This is a genomic window from Mesonia ostreae, from assembly GCF_031845265.1.
In the GTDB taxonomy this organism is placed as follows: domain Bacteria; phylum Bacteroidota; class Bacteroidia; order Flavobacteriales; family Flavobacteriaceae; genus Mesonia; species Mesonia ostreae.
In genome coordinates this window covers 131,238-144,496 of sequence record NZ_JAVRBG010000001.1, presented here as the reverse complement: position 1 = coordinate 144,496, position 13,259 = coordinate 131,238, and the positions used below count along the sequence as shown (strand labels likewise).

Genomic DNA, 13,259 nt, shown 5'->3' with positions numbered 1-13,259 from the left:
GACATGGGCAAATTTTTTAGCTTCATATGCATCCTTTTATTTGGTTTTAATGCCTTTGCGCAAAAAGATACACTTAATCTTCCCAGAGATTCTGTATATGCTGTAAAATTAAAACCTAAAGAGATTGTATTTTTTAACATTCTACCTAAAAGATCTAAAAAAATCAGGGAAAGACATCCAGATAAAACCTTTTGGAAGCAAAGAAATGCCATTGGTTTAGATGTTAGTGAAGTCGCTTTTGTCAATTGGAACGCAGGAGGAAGCAACTCTGTTTCTGGTTTATTAAATGTAGAGTTAAATAGAGTTTACGAGCGGGCAAATATACGTTGGAATAATGAGCTCATTGCGAGATATGGTATCGTAAAGCAAAAAGAGCAAATTATTCAAAAAACGGATGATAATTTTGAAATCAACTCTACTATTGGTTTCCGAAAAGATACTCTTTCTAATTGGTTTTATTCGGCAAAATTAAACTTTCAAACCCAGTTTTCTAACGGATATAATTATCCAGATGTTTCCAATGAGATCTCTACACTTATGTCACCTGCTTATGTTTTTGTAGGGATTGGATCAGAGTACGGCGGAAATCTAGATTTTCTCAACTTATACGCATCACCATTAACTGTAAAGTCTACGATTGTTGGGGATCAAGACTTGGCAAACGCAGGTTCTTTTGGGGTAACCCCAGCTATTCGAGATGAAGAAGGCAATGTGATACAAAAAGGTGAAAACACGCGAACCGAAGTTGGGATTTTGATAACCAGTGAGTTTAATACCAAATTGTTTGATAATATAGGACTGTCCAATAAGCTAAAATTTTACACAGATTACCTCAACAATTTCGGAAATATTGACGTCAATTGGGAACTTAATTTAAATTTTAGAGTGAATAACTTTGTCTTGGCTAAAATAGGTTCTCATTTAAAATATGACGATGATATTAAGGCAAAAGAAGAAAATGCAAATGGAGAACAGGTAGAAGTAGGTCCTAAAGTACAATGGAAGCAGCAGTTGGGAATTGGAGTTATTTTAGAACTTTAGCATCTAGAGGCAAATAACCATTTTCAATTAATTCTTGCTGATTTTTTATCCCCTTTAATTTTCTATTTTTACATAAATAAATCTCGTCCGCCGCATCTAGAACATCCGTATAAAAATGATCTGTTAGCAAAATAACTTTTTCTTTTTTTACTGTAAAGAGAATCGCTTTAAGTTGATCTATATAAAGAGGAGATAAATTAGAAAAAGGCTCGTCTAGCAATAAAATTTTAGCCTCAGAAAGTAGAATTAAATAGGTTTCTACTAATCTTAATTCTCCGCCAGAAATTTCAGCTTTTATATAATTTTTCAAAGCTTCAAATGAAGGAAACTTGGCAACAAAATCTTTCCAAGAGATTTCATAAAGATAAAAAGCTTTTTTTAAAGTCATATGTGTAGGTAGGTAAGAAAATTGCGGCAGGTAAGCGATGAGTCCTGTTTTGTACATTTTTTTGGTAATAGGTAGACCGTCAACACGAATCAGTTTATATTTAGGGGAAGTGATCCCATAAATAATAGAAAGCAAACTGGTTTTTCCGCTGCCATTTCTACCAAGAATACCAGTGATTTTACCGGTTTCAGCCTTTAGATACACTGCATCTAAGATTAATTTTCCGTCATAACTTAGTTCTATATTATCTACTTCAAGAATCATAAGAAAACAGCTTTCGCGGAATAAATTCCGTAAAGAATAGTTAAATCAAGAAGCATCGAAAAAATAACGAGTGTTCTTTTACTCAACCCCGTTTGTATATAAAACAGAAAGTAGGAACTGTTTCTACTGAAGGATTTTCTAAAAATAAGAAAAGCCATAAGTACTAATTTGAAAGTCACAGCAACGTGAATAGATGTGTTTAAAAGGATAAAGAAAAGATTTAGAAGCATAGAAAACCATACAAATTGTTGATAAAAAGAAAGCAGCAATAAAATTTTTCTTTGCATAAGTTCTAAAGTACGAAAAATTATCGAAGTAAATTTTACTATAAAAATTCACGAAAATTATCGTAAATTTGTACCAATAGGAGAACACTATGATAGATAAATTAAATATAGTAAAAAATAGATTTGACGAGATAAATGATTTAATCATTCAACCCGATATTATTTCAGATCAAAAAAGATACGTAGAGCTTACCAAAGAATATAAAGATCTTAAAGACCTTATGGTTCAACGAGAAATCTATGTAGAACTTACGGAAAATATTGCCGAGGCGGAAGAAATTATTGCAGATGGTAGTGATGACGAGATGGTAGATATGGCCAAAATGCAGTTGGAAGAAGCGAAAGGTCAATTGCCTGGTTTGGAGGAGAAAATACGAATGATGTTGGTGCCAAAAGATCCAGAAGACGCTAAAAATGCTGTTGTCGAAGTGCGTGCGGGAGCGGGAGGAGATGAAGCTAGTATTTTTGCGGGAGATATTTTTAAAATGCTTACTAAATATTGTGAAAGTAAAGGATGGAACGTAAGTACGGTAGATTTTAATGAAGGAACCAATGGTGGTTTTAAAGAGATTCAGTTTGAGGTTTCTGGAGATGATGTCTACGGAACTTTAAAATATGAAGCTGGTGTACACCGGGTACAAAGAGTACCGCAAACCGAAACTCAAGGTAGAGTGCATACCAGTGCTGCCACGGTGATGGTTTTTCCAGAAGCAGAAGAATTTGATGTTCATATTGAAGCGAAAGATGTGCGAATAGATTATTTCTGTTCTTCGGGTCCAGGAGGTCAATCAGTGAATACCACATATTCTGCAGTTCGTTTAACCCACGAGCCTACAGGTTTGGTAGCTCAATGTCAAGATCAAAAGTCGCAGCATAAAAACAAAGAGAAAGCTTTTAAAGTACTGCGTTCTCGATTGTACGATATGGAGTTGGCCAAGAAGCAGGAAGAAGATGCGGCAAAACGGGGTTCTATGGTAACTAGCGGAGATCGTAGTGCGAAAATTAGAACCTATAACTACGCACAGGGTAGAGTAACCGATCATAGAATTAACTTGACGCTATATGATTTGCAAAACATCATCAATGGAGACATTCAAAAAATTATTGATGAGCTGCAATTAGTAGCTAATACAGAAAAACTTAAAGAATCTTCAGGTATTTTTTAATCCCATGACGCCCGCTTTTTGCGGGCTTTTTAATTTTACTTTATGACCACAAATGAACTTGTAGCGCAGATTCGCAAAAAGAAATCTTTTTTATGTATAGGTCTAGATATTGATCTAGCCAAAATCCCTTCGCACCTATTGCAGGAAGAAGATCCTATTTTTGCTTTTAATAAAGCCATAATTGATTCCACGCATCATTTGGCGGTGGCTTATAAACCTAATATGGCTTTTTATGAAGCTTACGGACTTAAAGGATGGAAAGCTTTAGAAAAGACGATTCATTATCTTAATCAAAATTATCCTGAAATTTATACGATTGCCGATGCGAAACGCGGCGATATAGGAAATACTTCAACGCGCTACGCGAAAGCTTTTTTTAGCGATTTAAATTTCGATTCGATTACGGTGGCGCCTTATATGGGAGAAGATTCTGTGGTGCCATTTTTAGAGTTCGAAAATAAACATACCATCTTATTGGCCTTAACCTCTAATCGGGGTGCATTTGACTTTCAAACTAAAAAGGTCGACGGAGATGAAGTGTATAAGAAAGTGATTCAAACTTCTCAAACTTGGAAGAATAATCATAATTTAATGTATGTTGTAGGAGCCACGAAAGCCGAATATTTTAAAGAAATTAGAGCGATAGCTCCCAATAATTTTCTTTTGGTTCCTGGCGTTGGTGCTCAAGGCGGAAGTTTAGCCGAAGTTTGTAAATATGGTCTTAATGATGACGTAGGCTTACTTATAAACTCTTCTAGAGGAATTATTTACGCTTCCGCGGAAGCAAACTTTGCTGAGGCCGCTGCATTAAAAGCCAAAGAATTACAACAAGAAATGGAAGAGATTTTAAATCACCAAAAGGAATATTAAAGAAATTCACAATGCCCCTTTTTAAAGACCAACTTTTACGAGAAATACACTTAGAGGAAACTCCGCAGCGCATTGTTTCATTAGTTCCTAGTCAAACTGAACTTTTGGTAGATTTAGGTTTGGAAGAAAATGTGTTGGGCATTACTAAATTTTGTGTGCATCCCGCGCATTTACGCGATGAAAAAGAAATCGTTGGCGGAACCAAATCGGTTCATTTGGATGAAATTAAAGCCATACATCCCGATATCATTTTATGCAATAAAGAGGAAAATACGGCAGAAATGGTAGAGGAATTGGAGAAAATAGCTCCTGTTCATGTTTCTAAGATGCATACTCTAGAAGACAGTTATGTTTTAATTGAGCAATATGGAGAACTGTTTCAAGTGGCTAAAAAAGCTTCAGAATTAATTAAATCTATTCAGCAGGAGCATCGCAACTTTCAGAAGATAATTGCAGATAAACCCATTAAAAAAGTAGCGTATTTTATTTGGAAAGATCCTTATATGGTCGCTGGCGGAAATACATTTATCGATTATTTATTGCACGAGAATAAGTTTGAAAATGTGTTTCATGAAATTTCTCGCTATCCAGAAGTAGAGCTTCAAAATTTGCCAGACTTAGATTACATTTTATTGTCGTCAGAACCTTTTCCGTTTAGTGAAAAACACATCAAATACTTTGAGGAATTTGTACCCAAAGAGAAAATAAAATTTGTGGATGGAGAGTATTTTAGTTGGTATGGATCCCGATTAGAAAAAGCTTTTTCTTACTTCTCTAAATGGCACGAAACCGAAAATTAATCTGTGCTAGACGGCAGCATATCTCTAGGGTCTTTTCTTACTCTTAAAGGTATATCTTCTTCGTTTCCATACAGTTTTAATTCTGTAATATCTGCAGGAAGATTAAAGCCAGCATCACTTAGCGCTTCTTTTACTTTTTTAATTACAAGTCCTCTTAAAATTCTTGAAGCTACACGGTAGTCTAGCGTATGCACCCAAAAAAATACTTTTAGATTAACAGTACTTGCAGCTAATTCGGTTTCAACGACAAAATTTTCATGGTCTGGTTCTCCATGAACTATATCTTCATTAGCATTTATAATTTCTAGAATCAGCTTTTTGGCGGCATCAATATTATCTTCATATCCTATCCCCACAATAAATTCATTTCTATAAAAACCATCGGCCGTATAATTTTCTACAGGTTTAGTAAGAACGTCACTATTGGGAATATAAATATCTCTTCCATCGGAAGTTTTTATATGTGTATATCGAAAATTGAGAGCTTTTACTTTTCCGAAGATCTCTCCAATCATAATGGTGTCGTTGATATTGAAAGGACGGTTGAAAGCCAAAATAATTCCTGCAAGAAAATTTTTGCCAATGTCTTGAAAGGCAAATCCCAAAACAATCGCTGCTCCTCCTGCCGCCGTTAAAAGACCTGTAGCGATACTGCTTAGACCAGCAGCTTCTAGGGCAATCATTATAGCAATAATGACAAGAACGATTTTAATGGCTTGCGCTAAAAAACGAGCCATTAGAGCATCATTTGCTTTTTTTAAGAATCTCTTTCTATAAAAATTGGTAATTAAGTTGGCTAAGAGAACGCCAAGTATTATAATGAAAACACCTAATGCTATTCTGGGAATAACGCTTATTAAATAATCGTAATAATTATGAAGTGAATTGGTTATTCTTTCAGAAATAGATATAGATATACTCATAGGGTATTTTAAAATGGATTAGTTTAGTGCAAATGATTGAAGTCTAACATCCTAATTTTAATTAAAACCATTTTGGCTTTCTCGTTGAGTGCGTCACTTTTCGATTTACTTCTTGGAGCAATACGATAGGCACGCTTCATAAGTTGGCAATACTTCTCTTTTAACCGCTCTAATCTCGTTTTACTTTTTATCCAGTCCATCTTCTTCAATTTTATACAAAGATACTGGCGAATCTCTTTACATCATATTAAAGAGAGTTAATAGCGTTTTAAAATTTACGAATAATTGAGAGTTATCCTTAATAAATTAACAAAATAAAATTAGAAAATTGTCTGACCTTTATTTAAAATACTTATAAGTTTGATTTATTACCTGTCTTGTAAAGCAAATACTCTTCTTAAGAGATCTGTAGTTCTAGAAGAATAGTTATTTCTAATCTCTACTTCTTCTTTAGCAATCATGGTAAATACGCCTTCTAATGCTTGTTTAGTCACATAATCGGTAAGGTCTGGATTTACATTTTGCGCAAGTGGAATAGAATTGTATTTCTGAATAAGATTGCTCCAAATTTGGTCTGCTCCAACTTTACTAAAAGAGTTTTTAATCACAGGATTAAACTTTTGATATAAAGTAGAGTTGGTTTTACTTTCTAGATAATTGGTAGCGGCACGATTGTCTCCCATAAGAATATTCTTAGCATCTGCAAAAGTCATTTCTCTTACTGCGGAAACAAAGATGGGAGTAGCTTCCTTTACGGCATCTTCGGCGGCTCTATTTAGCGCTTTTATACCTTCATCGGCTAAACTATTTAAGCCTATATCTCTTAAGCCTTTTTCTACTTTACGAAGTTCTTCTGGAAGTAAAATTTTTACTGCGGAATTTCCGTAAAAACCATTTTCTTGCGTAAGTTTTTGTACTTGTTGATCAATTCCTTTATCCAGAGCTTGTTTAAGTCCATTGGCAATATCATCATTGCTTAAGCCATATCCTTCTTGAGGTAAATTATCTGCAATGGTTTGTAATTCGGCACAGGCACTTAAGCTTAGGATGCATATAAATACTAAAACTTTCTTTATCATTATTTAATGGATTGAATTATGGCTCTAAAATAAAGCTAATTTATCTGAAATTAAAATTTGAACGAAAGTATCGGCATATAAATAAGACTTAAGACCGCTTCACTTTTAGACCTAAGAACTAAGACTTGATTGTAATAAACTGGTCAACTCCTTATTACTTTTATCATTATTCAAAAAATACAAACCCGAGAGATGGAGGGCAGTATAAAAGACTTTGGAAGAAAAATTAATACTAAATATAAAAAATATCGAATATTATAAATCAACACCTAAAAACATAAAAAAAGACAACGATTTTATCCAAATGGAAAAACCGTTGCCCAAACAATATAACTTGTTTTAAAAGTCAAATTATCTACCCCCTATAAGATAATCTTGATATGGTAAAGATACACAGGATAGTCGTTTAAAAAATACCCAATATTGGGTATTTTTTAAACGTGTATATTTTTTATGGGAAGATAAATGGCTTGTTAAGGTAATATCAGGGAATAGTTTTCTAAAAGTCATCGTTTTTTAGTAAATTTACGCTTCAAAAATTCAGAATAAATCTATGCAAGAACAAGCACCCTATAAGCCAAAACATAAAGTTAGAATTGTAACCGCAGCTTCTTTATTTGATGGGCACGATGCCGCCATAAATATTATGCGTCGTATTATTCAATCTACCGGGGTTGAGGTAATTCACCTAGGTCATGATAGAAGTGTAGAAGAGGTGGTGAACACTGCCATTCAAGAAGATGCAAATGCCATTGCCATGACTTCATATCAAGGAGGTCATACAGAGTATTTTAAATATATGTATGATTTGCTGAAGGAAAAAGGCGCAGAGCACATCAAAATATTTGGTGGTGGAGGCGGAGTGATTCTTCCTGAAGAGATTAAAGAACTGGAAGCGTACGGGATTACTCGAATCTACGCTCCAGATGATGGAAGAGAACTTGGCTTACAAGGAATGATTAATGATTTGGTAGAACAGTCAGATTATGCGATTGGCGATCAATTAGATGGAGAAGCAGATGATTTAGCTTCAAAAAACGATAGATCTATCGCTAGAGTGATTTCTTCCGCAGAAAATTTTCCAGAAATTGCTAAATCTGCTTTAGAACAAATTCATCAGAAAAACAAAGGAGTAAAAACTCCTGTTTTAGGAATTACAGGAACAGGGGGATCGGGAAAGTCTTCTTTGGTAGATGAATTGGTTCGTCGTTTCTTGGTAGATTTTGAAGATAAAACCATTGGGATTATTTCTGTAGATCCTTCTAAAAAGAAAACAGGGGGTGCTTTATTGGGAGATCGTATTCGTATGAATGCCATTAATTCTCCTAGAGTTTATATGCGTTCTTTGGCTACGCGTCAATCTAACTTGGCACTTTCTAAATATGTACAAGAAGCGATTGAAGTATTAAAAGCTGCGGAATATGACTTAATTATTTTAGAAACTTCTGGTATTGGACAAAGTGATACCGAAATTTTAGACCATTCAGATGTTTCTCTCTACGTGATGACGCCAGAGTTTGGTGCTGCTACCCAGTTGGAGAAAATTGACATGCTAGATTTTGCTGATATTGTATCGATTAATAAATTTGATAAACGCGGCGCTTTAGATGCTTTGCGTGATGTAAAGAAACAATACCAGCGCAACCATGGTTTGTGGCATGAGGATCCTAAAACCCTTCCGGTTTATGGAACAATCGCCTCTCAGTTTAACGATCCTGGGATGAATACCTTGTATAAGAAAATAATGGATACGCTTGCTGAAAAAACGGAAACTCCGTTGAAAAGTGATTACCATATTTCTGATGAAATGTCAGAAAAAATCTTTGTAATTCCTCCAGCACGAGTGCGTTATCTGTCAGAAATAGCCGAAAATAATCGTGGTTATGATGATAAAGTTGCAACACAAGTAGAAGTAGCTCAAAAGCTTTACGGAATTTATAAAACCATACTTTCTGTAACTGATGTCACTCCGAGTGGAGTCGAGGAGTCTTTGCTTCTTAAAACTGGACTTGACGAGGATGAGATCTTGAAACAAGTTCAGGATGACAACGATCAACAATTTGTAGAATTGCTAATTGCGCAATTCAATAAAACTAAAATGGATTTTGATCCTTATAACTGGGAAGAAATCTTAAAATGGAATCAAACGGTAAAAAAATATCAGGATCCTATTTATACGTTTAAAGTTCGGGATAAAGAATTAAAAATTGAAACGCATTCCGAGTCTCTTTCGCATTTACAAATTCCGAAGGTAGCATTGCCAAAGTATAAAGCTTGGGGAGATTTATTGCAATGGATTTTGCAAGAAAATGTCCCTGGAGAATTTCCTTATACCGCAGGGTTATATCCGTTTAAGCGCCAAGGAGAAGACCCAACGCGTATGTTTGCAGGAGAAGGCGGACCAGAACGTACCAATAGACGCTTTCATTATGTGAGTTTAGGATTGCCAGCAAAGCGTTTATCTACCGCATTTGATTCGGTTACCCTTTACGGAAATGATCCAGATCCTCGTCCAGATATCTACGGAAAAATTGGAAATGCCGGAGTTTCTATTTGCTGCCTAGATGATGCTAAAAAATTATATTCTGGTTTTGATTTGGCACACCACTTAACATCCGTAAGTATGACCATTAATGGTCCCGCACCTATGTTATTAGGTTTCTTTATGAATGCCGCTATAGATCAAAAATGTGAGCAATACATCAAAGAAAATGGCTTAGAAGAGGAAGTAGAAGAAAAGATTAAAGCTATTTATAAAGAAAGTGGTTTGGAAAGACCACAATATAGAGGAGAGCTTCCCGAAGGAAATAACGGTTTAGGTTTAATGCTATTGGGCGTAACGGGAGACCGTGTATTACCAAAAGATGTTTACGAAAAAATTAAATATGAGACCATTGCCGTGGTAAGAGGTACAGTGCAGGCAGATATTTTAAAGGAAGACCAGGCACAAAACACTTGTATTTTCTCTACAGAATTTGCATTGCGATTAATGGGAGATGTACAAGAATATTTTATAGAGAATAAGGTACGTAATTTCTATTCGGTTTCTATTTCTGGATATCATATTGCCGAAGCAGGAGCAAATCCGGTAACGCAACTGGCACTAACCTTAGCGAATGGTTTCACTTACGTGGAATACTATTTAAGTAGAGGAATGGACATCAATAAATTTGGTCCTAATCTTTCGTTTTTCTTCTCTAACGGAATTGATCCCGAGTATGCGGTAATTGGTCGTGTGGCGAGAAGAATTTGGTCTAAAGCTTTAAAGCAAAAATACGGAGCCAATTCTCGTGCGCAAATGTTGAAATATCACATACAAACTTCAGGACGTTCACTGCACGCTCAAGAAATTGATTTTAACGATATTCGTACAACGCTTCAAGCGCTTTATGCGATTTATGATAACTGTAATTCTCTACATACCAATGCGTATGATGAGGCGATTACCACGCCAACAGAAGATTCTGTAAGACGAGCGATGGCAATTCAGTTAATCATTAATAAAGAATTGGGATTAACCAAAAATGAAAACCCAATTCAAGGTTCATTTATCATTGAAGAATTAACAGAATTGGTAGAAGAAGCTGTTTTAATGGAGTTTGATAGAATTACGGAGAGAGGCGGAGTTCTTGGTGCGATGGAAACCATGTACCAACGTTCTAAAATACAAGAAGAAAGTTTGTACTACGAGACCTTGAAGCATAATGGAGATTTTCCAATTATTGGAGTAAATACCTTCTTAAGCAGTAAAGGCTCTCCAACCGTTACACCTGGAGAAGTAATTAGAGCTACCGAAGAAGAAAAGCAATTCCAGATCAATACGTTAAAGAAATTGCATAAAACCTATGAAGACAGTGCAGATGAAGCATTAGAAAAAGTGCAACAAGCCGCTATTCATAACAAAAATATATTTGAAGAATTGATGGAAGCGACAAAAGTGTGTTCTTTAGGACAAATCACCGAATCACTTTTTGAAGTCGGTGGACAGTATAGAAGAAATATGTAAGCCTTTTCATTTATAGAATTATTTTTAAAAAGCCCTGTGTACACGGGGCTTTTTTGTTTTATAGAAGCAGCCCGCTTAAAAGTTTTTAAATACGGTAATATTAACAAATACGAAATTACAGATTAAAATCTCAATATGTTTTTCTCCTCTAAAAAGAGCGGCAGGGGTGTGTAAGAGATTAATATTTCATTCTTAAATAGGTTTAAAACTTAAAAATTAAGCTATTTTAAGAGCAGACTCTCTTTAAAGCATTAATTTTATAAAAAACACAATATGCGCTATCCCTTATTTATTATCAGTTTCTTTTTAATAGTTAGTTTCCAGTCGGTTTTTAGTCAGTCTGTTCAAGAGGCTAAAGCTTTTCATGAGAAATTAAATAAAGAATTTAAGGATAGAGAAACTTCTCCTTTAAAGGAAAAAGACCGTAAAAATTTTAAGCAATTAGCAGTTTTTGAAGTAGATAGCAATTATATTATTTCAGCAGCATTTAAACGCACTCCCTACGAGAAGCCATTCTTTATGCCAACTACTACAGAAAGAAAAAGTATGTATGTAAAGTATGGTGAAGTAAGTTTTACATTAGAAGGGAAGAAAATTGTGTTAGAGGTGTATCAAAATCAGCGTTTAAAAACTCAAAAGAAGTATGAAGATTATCTTTTTATTCCTTTTAACGACCTTACCAATGGAGTTTCAACCTATGGGGGAGGAAGATATTTAGATTTAAAAATACCTAAAGGAAATAGAATGATGCTCGATTTTAATCAGGCTTATAATCCTTATTGTGCATACAATGAAACATACTCTTGTCCTATTCCGCCAGAGCAAAACTTTATAGAATTAGAAATGGAAGCAGGCGTAAAAAGTTTTCGTAAAAACTCTAAATAGTCTTTACAAGCCACATTCCTAAGAATACAGCTGCAAATCCTAAAATAATACTGGCTAAGACATAAATTCCAAAACTTAAAAAATCATTATTCTTTAAAAAGATATGACTTTCATACGCAAAAGTAGAAAAGGTAGTAAAACCACCACAAAATCCTGTAGCTACTAAGAGCATGGTGTTTTGTGAAATTGTGTTCGTTTTATAAAAGTAACCTAAAATAATTCCGATAAGAAAACTACCCAACACATTAGCCAAAAATGTGCCGTAAGGCAAGCCAGAACTAGGATTGTTAAACCATTTAGAAAGTAAGAAACGAGCAACACTACCCGCTCCTCCTCCTAAAAAAACAATAAGAAGTTGCTTCATAAGAGATTTAAATTTTTATCTCGTTCTCATCTTTTATAATTCTTTCAGGATCTACCTCATCACTTTTTTGCTGAACGGGAATATAAACTTCGGTAACCCAATCGGCAGGATTGGGATACTCTTGGGGCTGTGTGATATATATTTCAAACGGCTCTCCACCTTCCGTTTTTTCTACATTATGCGATCTAATATATTCATCTGCGGCGGCCCAGGCTTCTATTAAATTAGTGTGATTTCCATTTAGAGTAGTTTTTAAAACCATTTGAGATTCCATATATCCACATAAAATATCGCTATCTAAAGGAGTAATCACTCTGCTGTTCGTAGGAACTCCCGATGAAATAATAGCGGTATTGTTTTGCTCATCTACCTCTTTGTAAATCATTAAAGGAGCGCCACTAATATTTATATTATTGGCACTCATAAAATTGGTAACAGAAGGCAATATTTCATCTCTTCTTTTAGAAAGTGCTTTACCGTTATTCTTTGTCGCTGTAGTTCTATACATATAAAAACCTCCACTATATTGCGTTATGCCATCCACGTGGATGTCGTAAGCTTCCATTTTCTTGGTAACAATTTGATTAATATCTGTCAAACCTTCTTTAAGAAAAGGCTTCCAAGATTCTGTAATGCTTTCACTTTGTGTTAGTCCGTAAGCTTTTTCCCAAAAGGATTTATCTCCTTTTACGCCCCAAGTCACTTTAGTTTTACCCTTGTCTAAAGGTTCAAAAATCCAATAAGCGTCACTTTTAGATTCTCCAATAGGATTCTTAACGATTATTTCTTGGTGAATTCTTTTATTGGGAATCACTTCCGTAGTTGTAATTTCCCCATCAGAGGTAGTATCACCTTGCCAAGAATACCCAGCGCCTTCACCGCTCGTCTTTTCATCGTAGGTAATCACCATATTAGGATCTTCTTTTTTCCAAGTGCCCCAAGTTTCCCAATTTTTATAATTATTTACTTCATTAAATAATAGAGAAGCCGGGGCATCAAAGGTTTTGGTTTCTTCCATTTGATAATCTCCGTCTAGCGTAGCAATATAAACTGCACCTCCAATGATGACGATAAGAAGCAGTAAAAAAATATATTTAAAGATTTTCATAGAGGGTTTGTTGGTTATATTTAGCTAATATAGTTAATTTACAAATTGTTAGGATTAACATAAATAAAAATTTAAAAT

Annotated in this window: 12 protein-coding genes; 6 read left to right on the top strand and 6 right to left on the bottom strand. The window is 34.8% G+C overall.

Going from position 1 to position 13,259, the window contains the following annotated elements:
• Nucleotides 1–3 precede the first annotated feature (3 nt).
• Nucleotides 4–1,041, top strand: a complete 1,038-nt coding sequence (locus RLT85_RS00705) for a DUF3078 domain-containing protein (protein WP_311400123.1) — start codon at nt 4–6, stop codon at nt 1,039–1,041.
• Here the strand turns inward: RLT85_RS00705 and RLT85_RS00700 are convergent.
• Complete coding sequence (locus tag RLT85_RS00700; RefSeq protein WP_311400122.1) at nt 1,025–1,693, bottom strand: ATP-binding cassette domain-containing protein; 669 nt, start codon at nt 1,691–1,693, stop codon at nt 1,025–1,027. The two genes, RLT85_RS00705 and RLT85_RS00700, sit on opposite strands and share 17 nt — an antisense overlap.
• A 376-nt stretch (nt 1,694–2,069) precedes the next feature.
• On the opposite strand from RLT85_RS00700, the gene prfA reads away from it, so the two are divergent.
• The 3 genes from prfA to RLT85_RS00685 are packed head-to-tail and all read left to right on the top strand — an operon-like array spanning nt 2,070 to nt 4,816.
• Complete coding sequence (gene prfA, locus RLT85_RS00695; RefSeq protein WP_311400121.1) at nt 2,070–3,146, top strand: peptide chain release factor 1; 1,077 nt, start codon at nt 2,070–2,072, stop codon at nt 3,144–3,146.
• 42 nt (nt 3,147–3,188) lie between these two features.
• Nucleotides 3,189–4,016, top strand: a complete 828-nt coding sequence (gene pyrF, locus RLT85_RS00690; protein ID WP_311400120.1) for an orotidine-5'-phosphate decarboxylase — start codon at nt 3,189–3,191, stop codon at nt 4,014–4,016.
• 11 nt (nt 4,017–4,027) lie between these two features.
• Nucleotides 4,028–4,816 (top strand): ABC transporter substrate-binding protein, encoded by a 789-nt coding sequence (locus RLT85_RS00685; RefSeq protein ID WP_311400119.1) that lies wholly within the window; start codon nt 4,028–4,030, stop codon nt 4,814–4,816.
• Here the strand turns inward: RLT85_RS00685 and RLT85_RS00680 are convergent.
• The 3 genes from RLT85_RS00680 to RLT85_RS00670 all read right to left on the bottom strand — a co-directional run bounded on the left by RLT85_RS00680 (nt 4,813) and on the right by RLT85_RS00670 (nt 6,818).
• Nucleotides 4,813–5,739 carry a mechanosensitive ion channel family protein gene (locus tag RLT85_RS00680; protein ID WP_311400118.1) on the bottom strand — a complete coding sequence of 309 codons (927 nt, stop codon included), beginning with the start codon at nt 5,737–5,739 and terminating at the stop codon, nt 4,813–4,815. The two genes, RLT85_RS00685 and RLT85_RS00680, sit on opposite strands and share 4 nt — an antisense overlap.
• A 23-nt stretch (nt 5,740–5,762) precedes the next feature.
• Complete coding sequence (locus tag RLT85_RS00675) at nt 5,763–5,939, bottom strand: Lacal_2735 family protein (protein ID WP_311400117.1); 177 nt, start codon at nt 5,937–5,939, stop codon at nt 5,763–5,765.
• Nucleotides 5,940–6,107: 168 nt separating this feature from the next.
• A complete protein-coding gene (locus RLT85_RS00670; protein WP_311400116.1) occupies nt 6,108–6,818 on the bottom strand; it encodes a DUF4197 domain-containing protein in 711 nt (236 codons plus the stop codon).
• Between the two features lie 553 nt (nt 6,819–7,371).
• On the opposite strand from RLT85_RS00670, the gene RLT85_RS00665 reads away from it, so the two are divergent.
• Both RLT85_RS00665 and RLT85_RS00660 read left to right on the top strand, forming a co-directional pair.
• Complete coding sequence (locus RLT85_RS00665; protein ID WP_311400115.1) at nt 7,372–10,824, top strand: methylmalonyl-CoA mutase family protein; 3,453 nt, start codon at nt 7,372–7,374, stop codon at nt 10,822–10,824.
• A 273-nt stretch (nt 10,825–11,097) separates the two neighbouring features.
• A complete protein-coding gene (locus RLT85_RS00660) occupies nt 11,098–11,709 on the top strand; it encodes a DUF1684 domain-containing protein (protein ID WP_311400114.1) in 612 nt (203 codons plus the stop codon).
• Here RLT85_RS00660 and crcB read toward each other — a convergent pair.
• Nucleotides 11,702–12,073 carry a fluoride efflux transporter CrcB gene (crcB, locus tag RLT85_RS00655; RefSeq protein ID WP_311400113.1) on the bottom strand — a complete coding sequence of 124 codons (372 nt, stop codon included), beginning with the start codon at nt 12,071–12,073 and terminating at the stop codon, nt 11,702–11,704. The genes RLT85_RS00660 and crcB overlap by 8 nt on opposite strands.
• A gap of 7 nt (nt 12,074–12,080) precedes the next feature.
• On the bottom strand, nt 12,081–13,181 hold the full coding sequence (locus tag RLT85_RS00650) for an SRPBCC family protein (protein ID WP_311400112.1): 1,101 nt from the start codon (nt 13,179–13,181) through the stop codon (nt 12,081–12,083).
• Nucleotides 13,182–13,259: the final 78 nt, after the last annotated feature.

Coding starts and splice junctions, on each gene's coding strand:
- RLT85_RS00680 (WP_311400118.1), bottom strand. CDS start 5,739: ATGAGTATATCTATATCTATTTCTGAAAGAATAACCAATTCACTTCAT.
- RLT85_RS00665 (WP_311400115.1), top strand. CDS start 7,372: ATGCAAGAACAAGCACCCTATAAGCCAAAACATAAAGTTAGAATTGTA.
- crcB (WP_311400113.1), bottom strand. CDS start 12,073: ATGAAGCAACTTCTTATTGTTTTTTTAGGAGGAGGAGCGGGTAGTGTT.
- RLT85_RS00705 (WP_311400123.1), top strand. CDS start 4: ATGGGCAAATTTTTTAGCTTCATATGCATCCTTTTATTTGGTTTTAAT.
- pyrF (WP_311400120.1), top strand. CDS start 3,189: ATGACCACAAATGAACTTGTAGCGCAGATTCGCAAAAAGAAATCTTTT.
- RLT85_RS00685 (WP_311400119.1), top strand. CDS start 4,028: ATGCCCCTTTTTAAAGACCAACTTTTACGAGAAATACACTTAGAGGAA.
- RLT85_RS00675 (WP_311400117.1), bottom strand. CDS start 5,939: ATGGACTGGATAAAAAGTAAAACGAGATTAGAGCGGTTAAAAGAGAAG.
- RLT85_RS00670 (WP_311400116.1), bottom strand. CDS start 6,818: ATGATAAAGAAAGTTTTAGTATTTATATGCATCCTAAGCTTAAGTGCC.
- prfA (WP_311400121.1), top strand. CDS start 2,070: ATGATAGATAAATTAAATATAGTAAAAAATAGATTTGACGAGATAAAT.
- RLT85_RS00660 (WP_311400114.1), top strand. CDS start 11,098: ATGCGCTATCCCTTATTTATTATCAGTTTCTTTTTAATAGTTAGTTTC.
- RLT85_RS00650 (WP_311400112.1), bottom strand. CDS start 13,181: ATGAAAATCTTTAAATATATTTTTTTACTGCTTCTTATCGTCATCATT.
- RLT85_RS00700 (WP_311400122.1), bottom strand. CDS start 1,693: ATGATTCTTGAAGTAGATAATATAGAACTAAGTTATGACGGAAAATTA.